This is a genomic window from Mycobacterium cajalii, from assembly GCF_045809005.2.
Classification (GTDB): Bacteria; Actinomycetota; Actinomycetes; order Mycobacteriales; family Mycobacteriaceae; genus Mycobacterium.
Genome location: NZ_CM141436.1, coordinates 1,163,969 through 1,177,846, shown reverse-complemented (window position 1 = coordinate 1,177,846; position 13,878 = coordinate 1,163,969). Strand labels below are relative to the sequence as shown.

The following is a 13,878-nucleotide window of genomic DNA, read 5'->3' as shown; positions in this document are numbered from 1 at the left end:
ACGGCATAGTGTGCGAAGCTTTATCCCACCGTATCCTCGATGTGACCGGCATAGGCCAAAGTTTTCGGGGTGATCCGAGTGCCGGAGGAGCACTCACGACAGACGGGGAAGCTGTCTTGAAACCAATGGCACGCACTCACGATTGGATCTGGATGTTCCGTCATCAGCCCCTGAGCATTCGGCTGCTGGCCGGTGCGGCCGCCGTCGTCACCGCGGCGGCGGCCCTCGCGGCACCCGCCGAGGCCGACTGGACGACCGACGACGGCTTCATCGACGCGCTGAACCACGCCGGGATCAACTTCGGTGAGCCCGGAAACGCGATCGGCGTGGGCCAGTCCATCTGCCCGATGCTCGCGGAGCCGGGCGGGAACTTCGCCGCGGCGGCGGCGCGGGTCCGGGGCGGGGGCATGTCCCCGCAGATGGCGCAGCTGTTCACCACCATCGCGATCCAGACGTACTGCCCCGAGGAGATCGCGTCGATCGCCAACGGCAACCTGACCGGCGGCTTGCCGCAGGTCCCGGGCATGCCGGGCCTGCCCGCGCTGCCGGGAGCCTAACCGGTACCCAGCGGGTCGATGGTCCAGGCGATGTAGACCATCGCGGCCCCGACTGTCGCGGTGGTCACGAAGTCGACGCCCTTGCTGCGCACCACCAAGAGGCCGGCCCGGTCGTCGGGCAGCGCCAACCGCAGCATCGCGGCCACGCCGACGCCGATGCCGATCAGCAACGAACCGCGCCGCCAGAAGTCGGCCCCCGCCAACGCGAAAGCCGTGGCGAAGATCACCCCCACCAGCAGTATCGGCCACTGGGCCCGCAGCACGGCCCGGCCGTTCATTGCCGCTCGGCCAGCTCGACGACGTTGGTCAGCAGAAACGCGCGCGTCAGGGGGCCGACTCCGCCCGGGTTGGGCGACACGTGGCCGGCCACCTCCCAGACATCCGGATGCACGTCGCCCACCAGGCCGTCCGCGGTGCGGCTGACCCCCACGTCGACCACCGCGGCGCCGGGACGCACCATGTCGGCGGTCAGCATGTGCGGGACACCGGCGGCGGCCACGATGATGTCGGCCTGCTTGGTAAAGGCGAACAGGTCGCGAGTTCCGGTGTGGCACAACGTCACCGTGGCGTTCTCGGAACGGCGCGTCAGCAACAGCCCCAACGGCCGGCCGACCGTCACACCGCGACCGATGACGACGACGTGCGCCCCGGCGATCTCGACCCCGTAGCGCCGCAACAGGTGCACGATGCCCCGCGCGGTGCACGGCAGCGGCGCAGGGGTGCTGAGCACCAGGCGGCCCAGGTTCGTGGGGTGCAGCCCGTCGGCGTCCTTGGCCGGGTCGATGCGCTCCAGCGCCGCGTTCTCGTCCAGATGCCGGGGCAGCGGCAACTGCACGATGTAACCGGTGCATTCGGGGTTGGCGTTGAGCTCGTCGATGGTGGCGTGCAGCGTGGCGGTGCTGGTGTCGGCGGGCAGATCGCGGCGGATCGAGGTGATGCCGACCTTGGCGCAGTCGGAGTGCTTGCCGCGCACGTAGGCCTGCGACCCCGGGTCGTCACCGACCAGGATGGTGCCCAGCCCCGGGGTGCGACCCGCCGCGGTCAACGCGGCCACCCGCTGCTTCAGGTCGACGAAGATCTCGTCGCGGGTGACCTTGCCGTCCAGTGTGATTGCGCCCACGCCTCACAGTCTGGCACGCGACGGGTTTAGGCTCCTCGCATGTCTACCCCTCCCGACGTGTTCGCCTCGGCCAAGCTGGGTCCGGTGACGCTGCGTAACCGCACCATCAAGTCCGCCACGTTCGAAGCGCGCACGCCCAACGGGTTGGTGTCCGACGACCTGATCGAATACCACCGCCTGCCCGCCGCGGGCGGGGTCGGCATGACGACCGTCGCCTACTGCGCGGTCTCCCCCGGCGGCCGCACCGAGGGCAACGGACTCTGGATGCGCCCGGAGGCGGTGCCCGGGCTGCGCCGGCTCACCGACGCGGTGCACGCCGAGGGGGCGGCGGTGAGCGCGCAGATCGGCCACGCCGGCCCCGTCGCCAACGCCAAGTCCAACAAGGCCACCGCGCTGGCGCCGGTGCGGTTCTTCAATCCCATCGGGATGCGGTTCGCCAGGAAGGCGACCCGCGACGACATCGACGACGTGACCGCCGCGCACGCCAACGCCGCGCTGCTGGCCATCGACGCCGGCTTCGACGCGGTCGAGATCCACCTGGGCCACAACTATCTGGCGAGCGCCTTCCTGTCTCCGCTGATCAACCGCCGCGACGACGAGTTCGGCGGATCGCTGGAGAACCGGGCCAAGGTGGCCCGCGGGCTGGTGATGGCCGTGCGGCGCGCGGTCGACATGCGCGGGGCGGGCCGGATCGCGGTCACCGCCAAGCTCAACATGACCGACGGCGTCCGCGGCGGCATCAGCACCGAGGAGGCGCTGACCACCGCCAAATGGCTGCAGGACGACGGCGGGCTGGACGCGATCGAGCTGACCGCGGGCAGCTCGCTGGTCAACCCCATGTACCTGTTCCACGGCGACGCACCGCTCAAGCAGTTCGCCGCCGCCTTCAAGCCGCCGCTGAGCTGGGGCATGCGCATGACGGGCAAGAAGTTCCTGCGCGAGTACCCCTATCGCGAGGCCTACCTGTTGCGCCACGCCAAGCTGTTCCGGGCCGAGCTGACGATGCCGCTGATCCTGCTCGGCGGCATCACCAACCGGGAGACGATGGATCTGGCGATGGCCGAGGGGTTCCAGTTCGTCGCGATGGGCCGGGCCCTGCTCGCCGAGCCCGATCTGATCAACCGGATCGCCGCCGACGGTGACCGGCACAGCGTGCATTCGGCCTGCACACACTGCAATCAGTGTATGGCCACCATCTACAGTCGGACGTACTGCGTGGTCACCGGCGCTCCCGATTCAGCCCGCTGACGATCCGCGCCGCCGGGGTGCGTGCGGGAAGGCGGGGGCTCGGGCCCGACGAGGACCTTCGTTGCACCAGATAAAGTTGGTTCGATGAGTGCACCAGCCCCGCCAGTCCTGACCGTCCGCTACGACGGAGGTGAAGGCACCTTCGCGGCGGGCCACGACGTGGTGGTCGGGCGCGACCTGCGGGCCGACATGCGGATCACCCATCCGCTCATCTCGCGGGCCCACCTGCTGCTCCGCTACGACCAGGGCCGGTGGCTGGCGATCGACAACGGTTCGCTCAACGGCACCTTCGTCAACGGCCGGCGCGTTCCCGTCGTCGACATCCACGACGGCCAGTGCGTCAACATCGGAAACCCCGACGGGCCGCAGCTGAGGTTCGAGGTCGGCCGGCACCAGGGCATGGCCGGACGCCCCCCCGAAAACGAGTCGATGCGGCTGCCGGCCAGCGCGACCCAGTCCTTGGGCGGGGGCTGGTCCGCGTCGCCCGGCGCCCCGCCCGCTCCCCCGGGCCCGTCCGGGCCGCCGCCCGTCCGGCCGCCGGGACCCCCGCCGCGACCGCATCCGGGCCCGCCACCACCGCACGGCCAACCCATGCGCCCTCCGGTCGCGGCCGGACCGCGACCGCATCCGCCGCCACCGCCGGCGAGCCCGCCGCCACCGCCGGGCAACTACCAACCGCACCCGCACATCCCCGCGCCGGGGCCGCGGGCGTCCTCGCAGTCCTCGCCGCCGACCCAGATGTCGGCGCCCAGCGCCGCCAAAGAACCCGAGGTGGCGAACCTCGCGACGAAGATGATGCAGGCGTTGATGCCGTCGCGGTCCGGGTCGCTGCAGAAGCCGGCCGGCGCGATCACGATCGGCCGCGCCACCGACAACGAGATCGTCATCCAGGACGTCCTGGCCTCCCGCCACCACGCGTTCATGATCCAGACCCCGCTGGGCACCGAGATCCGCGACGCGCACAGCGTCAACGGGACGTTCGTCAACGGCGTCCGCGTCGGGTCGGCGGTGCTGACCGAAGGCGACGTGGTCACCATCGGCAACGTCGACCTGGTGTTCACCCGCGACACCCTGGTGCGGCGCACCGAGGCCGCGACGCGCACCGGTGGCCTGGAGGTGAACTCGGTCTGCTTCAGCGTCGAGCACGGCAAACAACTGATCGACCACATCTCGCTGACGGCCCGTCCCGGGACGCTGACGGCCATCATCGGTGGTTCCGGCGCGGGCAAGACCACGCTGTCGCGGCTGATCGTCGGGTACACCAGCCCCAGCTCGGGCACGGTGTGCTTCGAGGGGCACGACATCCACAAGGAATACGCGAACATGCGTAGCCGAATCGGGATGGTCCCGCAGGACGACGTCGTGCACCGCCAGCTGACCGTCAACCAGGCCCTCAACTACGCCGCCGAACTGCGCCTGCCGCCCGACACCAGCAAAGAGGAGCGGGCGCAGATTGTCGCGCAGGTGCTTGAAGAACTCGACATGACCAAGCACGCCGACACCCGCGTCGACAAGCTCTCGGGCGGCCAGCGCAAGCGGGCCTCGGTGGCCCTCGAGCTCCTCACGCAGCCGTCGCTGCTGCTGCTCGACGAGCCCACCTCGGGCCTGGACCCGGCGCTGGACCGTCAGGTCATGCTCATGTTGCGCCAACTCGCGGACGCGGGCCGCGTGGTGCTGGTGGTCACACACTCGGTGTCCTACCTGGAGGTCTGCGACCAGATCCTGCTGGTCGCACCCGGCGGCAAGACCGCGTTCTGCGGCCCGCCCGACCAGGTCGAGGCCGCGATGGGGACCCGCAACTGGGCCGACATCTTCGCCAACGTGGGCGCCGACCCCGACGAAGCCAACCGCCGCTTCAAGGAGCGCGACGACCATACGCAGCGACCACCGTCGCCGCAGAGCCCGGCGGACCTGGGCGAGCCACCCAAGACGGATCTGTGGCGGCAGCTGTCCACGATCGCCCGCCGACAGGTGCGGCTGGTTGTATCCGACCGGGGGTACACGATCTTCCTGGCGGTGCTGCCGTTCCTGATCGGCGGCTTGTCGCTGACGGTGAAGGGGTCCAACCCCGGCCTCGGGCCGGCCAATCCGCTCGGCGCCGCGCCCACGCAGCCGCAGTACATCATGGTGCTGCTCAACATCGGCGCCGTCTTCATGGGCACGGCGCTGACCATCCGCGACCTGATCGGCGAGCGCCCGATCTTCAAGCGGGAACAGGCGGTGGGCCTGTCCACCAACGCCTACCTGCTGGCCAAGATCGCCGTCTTCTCCGTGTTCGCGACCGGCCAGGCCGCGGTGGCCACGTTGATCGTGCGGATCGGCAAGGGCGCCCCCACCGAGCCGGCCCTGTTCCTGGGCAACTCCACCTTCTCGCTGTTCGTCACCGTCGCCGGCACCTGTGTCGCGTCGGCGATGCTCGGGCTGCTGTTGTCGGCGCTGGCGCAGTCCAACGAGCAGATCATGCCGATGCTGGTGGTGTCGATCATGTCCCAACTGGTGCTCTCCGGCGGCATGATCCCGGTGTACGGGCGTTTCGGGCTCGAGCAGCTCGCGTGGGTGACCCCGGCCCGCTGGGGCTACGCCGCGGGCGCGTCGTCGATCGACTTCCCGGCGCTGGTCAAGGTCAAGCAGATCCCGACCAACGACCCGATCTGGCAGCACTCCAAGCACATTCTGGTGTTCGACATGTTCATGCTGGCGGCGTTGTCGGTGGCCTACGCGGGCTTCATCCGGTGGCACATCCGCCTGAAGCGCTGAAACCCGGCACCGGCGCGGCCGTCATTAATCTGGACTGATGACTCGACCCGCGCAGCCCGTGCTCACGGTTCGGACCGACAAAGCGCAGAGCAGCTTCGCCCCGGGCCGCGACGTGGTCGTGGGGAACGACGTGCGCGCCGACTTGCGCGTGGCGCACCCGCTGATCGCCCGCGCGCACCTGTTGCTGCGCTTCGCCGAGGGCAGGTGGACGGCCGTCGACAACAACTCGCTGAACGGGATGTTCGTCAACGGCCAGCGGGTGCCGACGGCCGAGATCCACGACGGGCAGGCCGTCAACATCGGCAAGCCCGACGGGCCGCGGCTCACGTTTCAGGTCGGACACCACGACGGCGCCGTCGGCCTCGCGCCGCCGACGGAGTCGATCCCCATCGCCGTTCCCGACCCCCCGACCCGCAGCTGGCGCCGGCACCCGCCCCACGACCCGCAGCGCACCACCGCCATCCCGGTCCCCCCGCCGCCCGACCCCGACCCCCCGACCCAGATCGGCGTCACCGGGGAGGTGGCCGAGTTCCCGACCACCCGCGTCCGCTCACTGGGGACCGACGACGGTGCCCGTCCCCCGGCGGGCAGCCCCGCCTGGATCGGGCGGTCGCTGGACAACGACATCGTCATCCACGACGTGCTGGCCTCACGCCACCACGCGTTCCTGGCGCCGACGCCGCTCGGCACCGAGATACGTGATGCCAACAGCATCAACGGGACCTTCGTCAACGGGATCAGGGTCGGCTCCGCCGTGCTCGCCGAGGGCGACGTGGTCACGATCGGCAACGTCGACCTGGTGTTCAGCGACGGCGTCCTCGTGCGCCGCCAGGAGGCGGCCACGAGCACCGGCGGCCTGGAGGTGCGGGACATCAACTTCCGTGTCGAGGGCAAGAACCTGCTCGAGGGGGTCTCGATGACCGCCCGGCCGGGCACGCTGACCGCCATCATCGGCGGGTCCGGTGCCGGCAAGACCACCCTGTCGCGGCTGATCGCCGGCTATGCCACGCCCACTTCGGGTTCGGTCACCTTCGAGGGCCACGACATCCACACCGAGTACGCGTCGCTGCGCACCAGGATCGGGATGGTCCCGCAGGACGACGTCGTGCACCGCCAGCTGACGGTCAACCAGGCCCTGGGCTACGCGGCCGAGCTGCGGCTGCCGCCCGACACCAGCAAGGCCGACCGGGAGCAGGTGGTCGCGCAGGTGCTCGAAGAGCTCGGGATGACCCAGCACGCCGACACCCGCGTCGACAAGCTGTCGGGCGGGCAGCGCAAACGCGCCTCGGTGGCGCTCGAGCTGCTCACCGGGCCGTCGCTGCTGATCCTCGACGAGCCGACGTCGGGGCTGGACCCGGCGCTGGACCTGCAGGTGATGACGATGCTGCGCCAGCTGGCCGACGCCGGCCGGGTGGTGCTGGTGGTCACCCACTCGCTGACCTACCTCGACGTCTGCGACCAGGTGCTGCTGCTGGCGCCCGGCGGCAGGACCGCCTTCCTGGGCCCGCCCGGCGGGATCGGCGACGTCATGGGCACCAACAACTGGGCCCACATCTTCGCCAAGGTGGGCGCCGACCCCGAGGAGGCCAACCGGCGCTTCCTGGCCCAGAAGGACGCGCAGAAGCAGCCCCCACCGGCCCCGGCCGCGCCGGCAGACCTGGGCGCCCCCGCGCACACCAGCGTGCGCCGCCAGCTCTCCACGGTCACCCGCCGCCAGGTCCGGCTGGTCATCGCCGACCGCGCCTACTTCCTGTTCCTGGCGCTGCTGCCGTTCGTCATGGGCGGGCTGTCGCTGACGGTGCCGGGCGACACCGGGTTCGGCGCGGCCGCGCCGACCAGCGACACACCCGACGAGTCGGCGCAGATCCTGACGCTGCTGTCGATCGCGGCCGTCTTCATGGGCACCGCGCTGACCATCCGCGACCTGATCGGCGAGCGCCCCATCTTCAGGCGGGAACAGGCGGTCGGCCTGTCGACGGGGGCCTACCTGGGCGCCAAGATGGTCGTGTTCTGCGTCTTCGCGGTCGTGCAGGCGGCGATCGCGACGGGCATCGTCATCGCCGGCAAGGGGGCGCCCACCCAGGGGGCGGTGTTGCTCGGGGATCCGAGCTTCGAGCTGTTCGTCACCGTCGCCGCGACGTGCGTGGCCTCGGCGATCCTCGGGCTGGTGCTGTCGTCGCTGGTGCGCTCCAACGAGCAGATCATGCCGCTGCTGGTGGTCTCGCTGATGCTGCAGCTCGTGCTGGCCGGTGGTTTGATCCCGGTCACCGGCCGGATCGTGCTGGACCAGGTGTCGTGGGCGGTGCCCGCGCGGTGGGGCTACGCGGCGTCGGCGTCGACGGTGAATGTGGACGCGCTGGTGCCCGGGACGCTGGTGCCCCATGACAGCCACTGGCGGCACACCCCGGGCGCCTGGCTGTTCGACATGGCGATGCTGGGCGCACTGACGGTGATCTACGCGGCGATCGTGCGGTGGCGCATCCGGCTCCGGCACTAGCCCGAAGTTCGGACTAACCAGGTCGGGGCGGCGTCCAGCCGCAGCCCGTGCGCCAGCGCGAACGCCAGGCTGGTCTCCCGCAGCCGGCAGCCGCTCAGGTCGAGGCCGCGCAGGTCCCCTTGGGTTCAAAGCCGCCGAGCACCGCGAACGTGAAGTCCACCTCGTCGAACGCGACCGCGCATCCGGCACTGCTCGAAGACCGAGCCGAGCATGCTGCACCGGGCGAACGTCGCGTGCCGCAGCACGGTCCGCCGGAACGTGCAGTTGCGAAACGCCGACCCGCGGTGCCCGACTCGCCCAGGTTCGCGCCGCTGAAGTCGCAGCCGGTGAACACGACCCGTTCGGTGCGCAGCCGGCTGAGGTCCTCGTCGCGGAAGTCCCGGCCCTCGAAGTGGCGGTCGGCCCAGGGCTGCGGCGCGCTCAGCTCGCGGCCAGGCTTTCCAGCGCGTACTCGCTGACGGCGATCAGCGCGTCGGTGGCCGAGCGGCGGTCGCGGGCGTCGACGGTGATCACCGGGATGTGTGGGGGCAGGGCCAGCGCCTCGCGCACTTCGCCGGCGGGGTAGCGGGGTGCGCCCTCGAACTCGTTGACCGCGACCAGGAACGGCAGTTTGCGGTGCTCGAAGAAGTCGACCGCGGCGAAGCTGTCCTGCAGGCGCCGCACGTCGACGAGCACGATCGCCCCGATCGCGCCGCGCACCAGGTCGTCCCACATGAACCAGAACCGCCGCTGCCCCGGGGTGCCGAACAGGTAGAGCACCAGGTCCTCGTCGAGGGTGATGCGGCCGAAGTCCATCGCGACGGTGGTGGTCCGCTTGTCCGGGGTGGCCTCGAGCGCGTCCACGCCGGCAGAGGCGTCGGTGAGCATCGCCTCGGTGCGCAGCGGCATGATCTCGGACACCGCGCCGACGAACGTCGTCTTACCGGCGCCGAACCCGCCCGCGACGACGATCTTCGTCGAGGCGTGCGCTCCGCCGTCCGGGCGGGCGTCAGAGTGCTCGTAAGCCACGCAGGGTCCTTCCTATGAGCTCGTGGCGCTCATCGCGGGTCGAACGTTCGGTCAACGTCTCGTGCACCTGAAGGTAGCCGGACAGGACCAGATCGCCGACCAGGACGCGCGCGACACCGACCGGCAGATCGAGCCGGGCCGCGATTTCGGCGACCGACGGGTTGGCGATGCACAACTGGATGATCTTGCCTTTCGGATCCTCGGGTGGCCACTGGGGGGCGACGCCGGCCTGCAGCGTCTGTATCGGCGCTTCCAGCGGGAGGTCGACGTCGGTGTCGGTGCGCCCGGCCGTCAGCGTGTAGGGCCGGACCAGGCTCGCCTTAGGCGGGGACGGCCAGGGCTCGGGTTCCATCGCGGATCACGACACGCTGGACCGGCGGGTGGACTGCACGACGCTGCCGACGCGCTCGACCAGGATGGCCATCTCGTAGCCGATCTGGCCGATGTCGCAGGACGTCGCGGCCAGCGTGGCCAGATGGGAGCCGTCGCCGACCCGCATCAGCAGCAGATAGCCGTTCTGCATCTCGACCACCGACTGCAGCACCTGCCCGCCCTCGAACAGCTGCGCGGCCCCGGTCGCGAGGCTGGCCAGCCCCGAGGCCACCGCCGCCAACTGGTCGGCGCGCTCCCGCGGCAGGTGCTCGCTGGCGGCGATGGGCAGCCCGTCGACGGATACCAGCAGCGCATGCGCCACCCCGGGGACGTCGCGGGCGAACTTCGTCACCAGCCAGTCCAGCGAACTACCCCCCGACGTCATGGTTGATCCGTTCCGTTGCTCGTTTCGCGGGCGTGCGTCCGCCCCGTGCGCACCCCGCCGAAGTGGCTGCTGAACGACGCGCGAACCGCCTCGGGGTCGCGCGCCGGGTGCGCCGCGCCGTTGCCGGGCCGCTCGTCGTCGGCGTCCTGGTGGGCATCGCGATGGGCGGCGTCGTCCGCCGCGCCGGGCACCAGCCGGGCCCCGGGCGTGCGGACCGGCAACCCGTGCTCTGCGGTGCGCGCCTCGACCGGCTTGTCCTCGGCCTCGGCGGCCAGCGACCAGCCGCGGTCCCACACCGACTGCCAGTCCAGGTCCGGGCTGTTGACCAGGTCGTGCGGGTCGCCCAGCATCTCCGAGAGCATCCGCCGGTAGATCACGTCGTCGTCGGCCGGGCCGGCCTGGGGCGCGGGCTTGGCGACCGGTGGTGTCGGACGGTCACGCGGCTCCCGGGGGCGGGCCGCGAAGAACGCCGAGGTGTCCGACACGGCCGGGGCCTCGGGGGCTTCGGGGACTTTCGGGGTTTCGGGGGCTTTCGGGGCGTCCGGCTCGGCCTGCGCGCCGCCCTCCCACCACGGCGTGGCCAGCTCGCGGCGGCCGCGCCTGGGCAGTTCCGGCGCCGGCGGGGCGGGGACGTCGGTGATGCCGCTCGAGCCCGGGTCGCGGCGCGGCAACAGCGTCACCGTGGGGCCGGACCCGTTGCGGGGCGCCGGCTCGGGCTCGGGCTCCGCCTGCGGGCCGGGGGGTTCGGCGCCCGGTGCGAACAACGGCGGCGCCCACGACCCGGCCGCCTCCACCGCGGCCGGCGCCACACCGTCGAGCACGGTCGGCGGCAGGTAGATCTCGGCCGTCGTGCCGGATCCGACCTCCTGGCCCGCCGGGCCCCGCAGCCCGACCCGGATCCCGTGCCGGGCGGCGATCCGGCCCACCACGAACAGCCCCATGTGCCGGGCATTGTCGGGAGTGGGGTCGGGAGTGACGTCGCCGCCCTCCTGCAGCCTCGTGTTGGCGATGCGCCGGTCGGCGTCGCTCATGCCCAGGCCCGCGTCGGCGATCCGCAGTAGCACGCCGCCGTCGCCGCCGGGCGTGCCGGAGACCCGGACCGGCGTCGCCGGCGGAGAGTAGCTCAGCGCGTTGTCGATCAGCTCGGCGAACAGGTGGATGACCCCGCCGGCCACCGCACCGCCCAGCGCGCAGTCGGGCAACCCGAGGATCTCGACCCGCCGGTAGTCCTCCACCTCGGACACCGCGGCGTTGACCACCGTCGACAGCGGCACCGGTTCGCGCTGGTCGCGGCCGAGCTGCGCACCGGCAAGCACCAGCAGGTTGGCGCTGTTGCGGCGCAGCCGGGCCGCCAGGTGGTCCAGCCGGAACAGGCTGTCCAGGCGTTCGGGATCCCGCTCGTTGCGCTCCAGCCGGTCGATCAGCGACAGCTGCTGGTCGACCAGGGAACGGCTGCGCCGCGACATGGTCTCGAACATGTCGTTGACCAGCAACCGCAGCCGCGCCTCGTCGCCGGCGAGCAGCAGCGCCCGGGTGTGCAGCTCGTCGACCGCGTGCGCGACCTGACCGATCTCCTCGGTGGTGTACACCGGCAGCGGCTGCGGGACCGGTTCGGCGCCACCCGCCTTGACCAGGGCCACCTCCTCCTCGAGGTCGGTGTGGGCGACTTTGAGCGCGCCGTCGCGCAGCGCCCGCAGCGGCACGACGAGCGCGCGCGCCTCCAGCAGGACGACGATCAGCGCGATCACGATCGCGGCCGCCACCAGGACGGCGTCCAGGACCGCGGCGTCGTGCCGGTCGGCGGCCTGGGCGCGCACCGACTTGGTGATCGCGGCCGTCGTGCCCTCGATGATCTGGCCGGCGACGTCGTCGGTGGTCTGGATCGAGCGCAGCAGGTCCGGGTTGTCGACGAGCACGCTGGCCGGATCCGACATGATCGTCATCCGGGTCACCATCTGCTGCTGCAGCGCCTTGGCGTCGGGCGAGCCGACACCGAGCACCTGGCTCATCCCGAACAGCGTCGACGGTTCGGTGCCGGCCAGGGTTATCATCGCCGTCCGCAGCGCCGGCTCGGGCAGGTCCGCTCCCCGGGTGACCAGGATCTTCTGCATCGTCATCTGCCCGCGGGCCCCGACCGCTCGGCTCAGGCCCTGGGTCTCGGAGCGGATCCGCTGGTCGTCGACGCGCACCGAGGCATTGATGACGTCCTCGGCCGTCAACAGGATCGGGGCGTAGGTCGTGATCCGCTCCCGCAGACCGATGCTGTTGTCTGCCACCTTGTCCAGCAGCGCCTCACCGGCGTTGAGCAGCGTGTCGACCCCCGACCGGACGTCGGGGGTGACGTCGGTGTCCGCCAGCCGCTGCTGCAGTTCGTACTTGCGGGCCTCGTAGTTCTTCTTGGCGCCTTCGACGTCGCGGCCGGTGGAACCGGCCAGCAGCGCGACGTCCATGGCCGACATGTATTTGGTGACCGCCGGCAGCACGTCGGCGCGGGCGGCGGCCAGCTTGAGCTCACCGGAGTTGGCCATCGCACCGTGGACGCGCAGCACGCCGAAGACGGTCGCCAACATCAGCGGCACCAGCACGATCGCCAGGACCTTCCAGCGGACCGGCCAGTTGCCCAGCGACCAGGCCGGCGGGCGTTTCGCGTGATGCCCGCCGGGGGCGGGGGCCAGGGCCGGCCCGGACGGCGCCGCCGCGGCCAGGTGGGCCGGGCGGGTGAACATGGTCACGCGGGTGCGGCCGCGTGACCGGCCGCTGCGCTCGCGTTCGGCGCCAATACAAACCAGAGGCTCATGAAACTTCCTGCTTTATTCCACCCGCCGCGCGCAGAGGGCGCGAGCGGTATGCACGTGGCAATCCGACGAGTATGACAGCCCACGGCCCAGGTCACCAGAATCGTTACTGAGCAGACACAGCCCCGGGGGCCGGCCCCGCACTGCGGCGGGCCGCAGCGGCAAACCCGCGGCGCGTGTCCGGGCACGCGGCTTTGCCGTGATCACCCCATGTTCCGACCGCTGTTCGTTTCCCCGAACATCGGACTATGCATGGCTATTGCCTCAATCGCTCAACCGGCGAGTAAATCTTCGGCTCGGTCGTTGCCCTCCGCGGGCGAAAGGTCCGGTACACCGTCGCACAGGCCGCCACCATCGTTGCCTGCGGAAAACTGCTGAGCTGTTCGGGTCCCCACATCCGCCTCAGCGCGCAGTTGCGTCCCTCTAATCGCAGCGGCCGGGGATCGTGGTTCGACGGCGGGACAAGTTCGCGGTGATGCATTTCGTCATACGCGAAGTCTCGGGTGCTGCCGGGCCCTCGGGGCGGCAAAGCGGCTGCCCCACCGGGTACGGGTTTTAGGGTCGTCAACACCCGCGCCACCAGGAGACGGTTGCGCCGCGAGCGCGGAGATGACAGCGGCGCTTTGCCGGTGTACCGCCCCCGAAGGCGCGGTCAGCTCACCGGGCCGTGCGGGCCCAGCCGGTGGGTCGTTTTCACTTCAGTTCCCCAGAACCAAGCGCCATACGGTACCGGTACGCCCCGTAGGATCCGGAATACACCAGAACTTGGTCCAGTCCCCGGGCGTTGCGGCCATGGCACCCGGGCCGGCTTCCTGACAGTCCCCCTCACTCGGATAGTCGCCCCCCACCTGTTCGGGATCGGCGTTGCTGATGCCCATGCCGGTCGTCATCAGCCCCGCGAAAGCCAACACGCCAGCAGCAATGACGATCCGATGGCGGGTCTTGCCAACAGATTTCAGGAGACCCGTACGCATCTCGAAGTTAGTTGGATTGATCGACTGCTGTGTTTCCATCCGACCGGTCCTCCTGGTGGTGCTCCGTGGCGGTCCGTCATGGAGATAGGAACCCAATGCGAAGCGTTATCAGAGGGCTAAGCATACAAGCTCCTTGTCGATCGCGCGCACTACAGACTCCGGCTT

11 protein-coding genes and 1 pseudogene are annotated in these 13,878 nt (G+C 70.8%); 4 read left to right on the top strand and 8 right to left on the bottom strand.

What is annotated here, in order from left to right:
* The first annotated feature begins 116 nt into the window (after positions 1–116).
* Positions 117–557, top strand: coding sequence for a DUF732 domain-containing protein (locus tag ACJ512_RS05675; RefSeq protein ID WP_407689623.1), 441 nt, complete (start codon positions 117–119; stop codon positions 555–557).
* Here the strand turns inward: ACJ512_RS05675 and ACJ512_RS05670 are convergent.
* Both ACJ512_RS05670 and ACJ512_RS05665 read right to left on the bottom strand, forming a co-directional pair.
* Positions 554–835 carry a DUF3017 domain-containing protein gene (locus tag ACJ512_RS05670; RefSeq protein WP_407689622.1) on the bottom strand — a complete coding sequence of 94 codons (282 nt, stop codon included), beginning with the start codon at positions 833–835 and terminating at the stop codon, positions 554–556. The genes ACJ512_RS05675 and ACJ512_RS05670 overlap by 4 nt on opposite strands.
* On the bottom strand, positions 832–1,677 hold the full coding sequence (locus ACJ512_RS05665; RefSeq protein ID WP_407689621.1) for a bifunctional methylenetetrahydrofolate dehydrogenase/methenyltetrahydrofolate cyclohydrolase: 846 nt from the start codon (positions 1,675–1,677) through the stop codon (positions 832–834). Before ACJ512_RS05665 ends, ACJ512_RS05670 begins: the two co-directional genes overlap by 4 nt.
* A gap of 39 nt (positions 1,678–1,716) precedes the next feature.
* On the opposite strand from ACJ512_RS05665, the gene ACJ512_RS05660 reads away from it, so the two are divergent.
* The 3 genes from ACJ512_RS05660 (at position 1,717) to ACJ512_RS05650 (ending at position 8,179) form a co-directional block, all read left to right on the top strand.
* On the top strand, positions 1,717–2,925 hold the full coding sequence (locus ACJ512_RS05660; protein WP_407689620.1) for an NADH:flavin oxidoreductase: 1,209 nt from the start codon (positions 1,717–1,719) through the stop codon (positions 2,923–2,925).
* Between the two features lie 84 nt (positions 2,926–3,009).
* The gene (locus ACJ512_RS05655) at positions 3,010–5,682 is read left to right on the top strand and encodes an ATP-binding cassette domain-containing protein (RefSeq protein WP_461479989.1); all 2,673 of its coding nucleotides are present in this window, start codon (positions 3,010–3,012) and stop codon (positions 5,680–5,682) included.
* Positions 5,683–5,719: 37 nt separating this feature from the next.
* Positions 5,720–8,179 carry an ATP-binding cassette domain-containing protein gene (locus ACJ512_RS05650; protein WP_407686633.1) on the top strand — a complete coding sequence of 820 codons (2,460 nt, stop codon included), beginning with the start codon at positions 5,720–5,722 and terminating at the stop codon, positions 8,177–8,179.
* Positions 8,180–8,244: 65 nt separating this feature from the next.
* On the opposite strand, the pseudogene ACJ512_RS05645 reads toward ACJ512_RS05650, so the two are convergent.
* The 6 genes and pseudogenes from ACJ512_RS05645 to ACJ512_RS05620 all read right to left on the bottom strand — a co-directional run.
* A pseudogene (locus ACJ512_RS05645) lies at positions 8,245–8,603 on the bottom strand (pentapeptide repeat-containing protein); the annotation flags it as partial.
* Positions 8,600–9,187, bottom strand: a complete 588-nt coding sequence (locus ACJ512_RS05640; protein WP_369740282.1) for a GTP-binding protein — start codon at positions 9,185–9,187, stop codon at positions 8,600–8,602. The gene ACJ512_RS05640 and the pseudogene ACJ512_RS05645, both read right to left, overlap by 4 nt.
* Positions 9,168–9,539 (bottom strand): DUF742 domain-containing protein, encoded by a 372-nt coding sequence (locus tag ACJ512_RS05635; protein WP_407686632.1) that lies wholly within the window; start codon positions 9,537–9,539, stop codon positions 9,168–9,170. Before ACJ512_RS05635 ends, ACJ512_RS05640 begins: the two co-directional genes overlap by 20 nt.
* A 6-nt stretch (positions 9,540–9,545) precedes the next feature.
* Positions 9,546–9,944: a serine protease inhibitor gene (locus ACJ512_RS05630; protein ID WP_407686631.1), complete on the bottom strand. Its 399-nt coding sequence runs from the start codon at positions 9,942–9,944 to the stop codon at positions 9,546–9,548.
* Positions 9,941–12,676 carry an ATP-binding protein gene (locus ACJ512_RS05625; RefSeq protein ID WP_407686630.1) on the bottom strand — a complete coding sequence of 912 codons (2,736 nt, stop codon included), beginning with the start codon at positions 12,674–12,676 and terminating at the stop codon, positions 9,941–9,943. Before ACJ512_RS05625 ends, ACJ512_RS05630 begins: the two co-directional genes overlap by 4 nt.
* 761 nt (positions 12,677–13,437) lie before the next feature.
* Positions 13,438–13,752 (bottom strand): hypothetical protein, encoded by a 315-nt coding sequence (locus tag ACJ512_RS05620; protein WP_407686629.1) that lies wholly within the window; start codon positions 13,750–13,752, stop codon positions 13,438–13,440.
* Positions 13,753–13,878: the final 126 nt, after the last annotated feature.